This window comes from Elizabethkingia argenteiflava, from assembly GCF_009904105.1.
Lineage (GTDB): Bacteria > Bacteroidota > Bacteroidia > Flavobacteriales > Weeksellaceae > Elizabethkingia > Elizabethkingia argenteiflava.
On record NZ_JAAABJ010000417.1, the window covers coordinates 1 to 5317 of the forward strand.

General features: G+C 33.7%; 2 protein-coding genes, 1 tRNA gene and 1 pseudogene. All 4 read right to left on the reverse strand.

All coding sequences use genetic code 11. The annotated features are described in order from the left end of the window. Positions 1–157: 157 nt before the first annotated feature. Complete coding sequence (locus GNY06_RS04865; protein ID WP_166519047.1) at positions 158–982, reverse strand: hypothetical protein; 825 nt, start codon at positions 980–982, stop codon at positions 158–160. A gap of 121 nt (positions 983–1103) precedes the next feature. After that, a tRNA-Ser gene (locus GNY06_RS04870) sits at positions 1104–1191 on the reverse strand. 43 nt (positions 1192–1234) lie between these two features. Next, on the reverse strand, positions 1235–2260 hold the full coding sequence (locus GNY06_RS04875) for an asparaginase (RefSeq protein ID WP_166519048.1): 1026 nt from the start codon (positions 2258–2260) through the stop codon (positions 1235–1237). A 564-nt stretch (positions 2261–2824) separates the two neighbouring features. Next, positions 2825–4600: pseudogene (locus GNY06_RS14120) on the reverse strand (outer membrane beta-barrel protein). Positions 4601–5317 lie beyond the last annotated feature (717 nt).

Genomic DNA, 5317 nt, shown 5'->3' on the forward strand with positions numbered 1-5317 from the left:
AAAAGAATTTTCAGCCTATCCATAAAAGATGGATTATTGAAAGAACATTTGCTTGGTTTGATAACCATCGAAGACTATGCCGAATTTATGAACTGCTAATCGAAAATGAAGAAGAAATGGTTAAAGTCCCCGCTATAAAAAATTTATTGAACAAAATTTAAACAGGCTCTAAATCTTTTAGGTTGCCAAGAATTGAAACAAAGCCATCACTATCATTTTTCGTGATTTCAGCAGGAAGGGAAATTAAATTTTCTTCTAAATTGATGTACTTGCATTTTATTTGGGTCAATTCATAGGGGCGTATCCCACAATGATAAATGAAAGAACAATAGACGTAGAAATTGTAATTCCGCTCTTTCAGAAAGTCAAAAACAATTTTATGTTCTTCATCAGTCAAGGGAATATTGCTTTCCGTTTTTTCTTCTTTCTGGGTTCTGATGTCTCTAACTGGGTTTGAAGAAATCAATTCCCATTCCACCAATTCCGAAAACAAAGATTTGATATATCCAAGATGCTTATTGTAATTCTTGGCTGTCCAGTTTCTGTCCAGTTGTAATTTGTCAAAAATTTTTTTAATGTGAAACCTTTCGCAAGAATTGACATACATTCTATCAAATTTCATTTTTTTCGCGTAAACTTTAACAAATCGACAGGTACATTTATAATCAAGAAAACTTTTATGGGCCAATTGAGACTTCTTCTTTTCTAATGCAAAATCTAAAGCACTATAAAGAGTTAATTTTTCAATCGATGACTTGTAAATATTTGCGGCATTAGGAATCCACCCATTCTCAAGCTTTTCTTTTAGAACTTCAGCCAGAGCAGTTGCTTCTTCTAGCCGCTCATTGTAGTCTTGAATTTTATTTAACCCTGTTTTAATGCGGATTGGATTGCCTCCATTAAAACGAAACCAAACGTACCAATCTTTGGTACTCTCTAGAGGATAATGTTTTACCTTTGGGATAGTGAATCTGTTTTTCATTTCTGATTTTTTTCATTTCAGATACTGGGGGCAGTGAAAATCAGATTTGTGCACTTTTGTGCTTTTTACTTTACTAGCCTGTAGGTAAAATACTCATTAACAGGCTTTTAAAGAGTATTAGCAGAGAGGAAGGGATTCGAACCCTCGATACCCTTTTGGAGTATACACACTTTCCAGGCGTGCGCCTTCGACCACTCGGCCACCTCTCTAATTGCGTTTGCAAAAGTATAACTTATCTTCGAGTTTTACAAATTAATTTAACATTTCCCCTCTTAAATTTTTCTGGAAGAGACTTTTAAAATCTTCTGTATAGCGAGGATTATCCATAAGATGCATCGCCTTAGTCAGAGCACTTTCGACGGTTAAATCACGTCCATTGATGGCTCCTATGCGTTTAAATATATTACTATTATCATACTTTCCTATGGAAATTTCTCCTGACATGCACTGGGAAATAATCACGATTTCCGTACCGCAGTTTCTAATCTGAAAGAGGAAGTCTTCGAATTTTTTATCCGAAAAAAAGGTGCCAGAACCAAAGACTCCTAGGATTAATACTTTTATCGGGGGGTCTTGGATAAAATTTTCTAAAGCATGAAGATTCATTCCAGGAAAGATCCAGAGCAGAAAAACTTTTTTACAGATATGGGTATCAACTTCAAATATTTCCTCTTGGGAAGGGCGGAAGAGGGCATTTCGATAGGCTTCGAGATTTACTCCCGATTGTCCTAATAGGGGATAGTTGGGGGTCTTAAAGGCATCAAAATTCTCGGCGCTGGCCTTGATACAACGATTTCCTCGCAATAACTTATATTCAAAATACAAAGCAACTTCCTGAACAACGGCTTCCTCTCCATCATAAAAGCTGGCATAATACAGGGCGGTCAGTAGGTTTTCTTTCGCATCGGTTCTCAAGTCTCCTATCGGTAGCTGCGAACCAGTAAGAATAACAGGTTTTCGTAAGCCTTTTAGCATAAAACTAAGTGCCGAAGCCGTATACGCCATGGTATCAGTTCCGTGTAGGATGAGGAAACCCGAATAGTCCTCATAATGCTCTTTAATCATTTCTGCCATCATAGACCAATGCTCTGGGCCTACATCAGAGGAGTCCAGGGGGGTAGAAAACTGATGTAAATTCACATCACAATCTAGGAGGCTAATCTCTGGAATTCTACTGGCAATATTGGAAAAATCAAAAGCTTTGAGACTGCCACTCTCATAATCTTTTTCCATGCCAATGGTGCCGCCGGTATAAAGGAGAAGTACTTTGCGTTTCATGCGTCCAAAATTACGCTAAAATCTCAATAAGTCATAAGGTTTAAAATTAAAAGCAGATTAAATTTATTCTCTATATTGGTTGTATGAAAGTGTTTAATTTAATTTTTAACTAAAAAAATGTATTTTATATTTATTTTTTTTAACGGAAGCGTTGTATGGGATTTCCATATTGTTATGGATTAAAGGGCTATTAAATGTCGGATTTTTCAATGTAAATTTTTATGATCAAATCTTGTCAGTATTTCCTGAAGTGTTTATGATGGCAGTAGGATTTCCCTCCACAAAACGTGTAAGGGAAGGTCGTATTGTGAACTTATTGAAAACATCCATTAAATTTGATGTAAATTCAAAAAATAAAAAAGGGAATCATCTGGTAATTAATAATTTGCAATATTATGTTAGCAGTGTAAAAAAATATTTTTCTGGAATTCCACTTATATGGATGTTCACCATAAATTAATTTGCTCTATTTTTTTCTTCGTCATTGCCTGTTTTTCTATGATGAACAGATATTTTTCCGTTTCCTAATCTATAGCTTAAAGAGACTCTTATCAACCTTGTATCTTAATATTGTTCAAAAGTTTGTAGGATGCCAGAAGAAAATTTTTTTAATGTGTTGAAATTTTTTCTAAAAATATCTTCATAGTTTATTCCAATACTTAATTTTTTGTTTACCGCGAGATATTTAAAACCTATATTTAAGGTTGAAAAAGGAGTTACTATGCTGTATCCTGATTTTGAGGGGTATTGTACTCATAATATAAGGATGTAAAAAAGGTTTTAGATCGATTAAGGGTAAAAGTATTTATGGACGATGTATATCCCTGCCATCCTGAATATTTATTTGCTAAAATATTTACGTAAGGCGTCAATTCACCGTAATTTACGGAAAAGTCAGTTGAGGATTCCCACCATTTGAAGGGTTTAAATGTAACGGATATATTACCTCCCATATATTTTCCATGGGCATAATTCAAACGTTTAAATATTTGCATATCCTCTGGAACGTCATGATAGGTTAATTGTCCGGTAATATCTTTTATATTTGCATAGTTGAGGTTTAAATTCAGTAAACTTTTATAAGAGTAATTAAATACATAATTGTATACGAATGAAGGCTGTAAAAATGAATTTCCTGTCGCGTATGACTTGGGACTACTGTAACGTCTTGCAGGATTTAGTTCCCAAAATCCAGGCCGGCCTATTCTTCTTCCAAAATTTACTGAAAAAAATATGTCTGTCATTCTCTCTATATAATAAATATAGGGTTGGGAATAATTTAAAATAGTTTCGCTCGGTAAGTTCATCCCCCGAGATAGAATGGGCTTTTGTTTGGGTATTTCCCCCGCGAAATCCAGCTTGTATTTCCCATTTTTTTAAAGATTTGGAAATGTTGAAATAAAGCGCTTGCATATTTTCAGTATACTGGAAATGGTCGTTTTGTGCTGAAATAAGGCTGTTATCGGTTTTTTTGTATAAATTAGTCTCTAGGGAATTATCGGTTTTTGTAGCGCTTATTTTGGCTCCAAATAAAATATTTGCCCAGTTATAGGGAAATTCGAAATCCGTTTTTAAGGAATAATTTTTAATAGATTGATTGGAATTGTTAAAAGCATATTCTTTATCATTTTTCTTTTGTTCAAAATTCATGAGATCCGAGATGAATTCATTTTTTTTAGGAGAAACATTATGAAAATAATCGGCATCTATTGAAAATTTTTCGCCTTTTTCATTCAATTTCTGATTATAGTTTATATTTAGGGCTATATTCTGAGGCTTTAGATAAGGTTTACCCTCTGTATAATCGTGTTTTAACAATATCTGGCCTGTATGATAATAACTGTAGCTATCATAATACTCATCGGATAAGTTATTTGAGAAGGAACCCAAAAACCGCATGCCCATGCGGCTTTTTTTAGCCAAATCGTACTGTAGGTTGAGTAGGGCACTTAAATTTTTTCTATGATTTCTATAAAAAATATGATTATTCCATTTTTCGAGAGGGTAATAGTAGTGGATATTATTGGTGTAAATATTTCTCGAATGGAGATAACTAAGGTCTGCTAAAGTCGACAATTTATTTTTACTATAACTAAAACCAATACCATGGGAAATACTTTCATAAGTAGCTTGCTGATAAGAAGATCGTAAGGGGGTATTCCAATTATCCAGTTTTGCTTTTTTCAGTTGGATATTGATGAGCCCAGAGTTCCCTTCTGCGTCATATTTTGCAGGGGGATTGGTAATCACCTCTATTTTTTGAATATTGCTCGAGGGTATGGATGTTAAGTAATTTTGTAGTTCATCATTTGATAATTGTATTATTTTATCATTTACCATTATTCTTACTGTATTTTTTCCCGCAAGTTTAATTTCTTCCCCTTGTATTCTTACTCCGGGTATGGTTTTAAGGGCTTCTAAAGCGTTACCTCCAAGAGTAGAGATAGCGTTCTCGACATTAAAAATCAATCGATCCGTTTTTCTTTCCAGAAGTTTCTTTTTTCCTTCAAGGATGATTTATTTCATATTTTTGACATTCTCGATTTGTATTGTGCCTATATTCAGATGACTTTGTAGATGAATGTTTTTAGAATAGAGTATTTCCGTTGATCGCTTTACCTGTAAAATGTAGTCTCCGCGAAGGGCTTGTATAGAAAAGAGCCCTTTTTTATCTGTTATGAGGTCTTTTAAAACTAGAGAATCTTTGGACAGAAGACACAGCTTTAGATGCTCAGGAGCTGTTTTTTTGGTGTTTATAATATTACCTGTAATTTTATATTCTTGCCCGTATAGAATCTGAGAGAGTAATCGTAGGAGATACAGAATGTTTTTTTCATTAATTTTTGTTGTGGGCGGTTATGAGATAAAATTTACTAGATGTTATTTTCCAAATGAAGTTGTTTAAACTTAATTAAACAAAAAGAGTTCCCAGAAAATTAGCAAATTTGTATTGCAAATCAAATAACTAATAATCTGGAACTCATCAGCAAAAATAAAATAGAAAGATGGATTTTACCTCATTTAAGCGAAGCAGAAATAGATCATAAAGGATTGTTT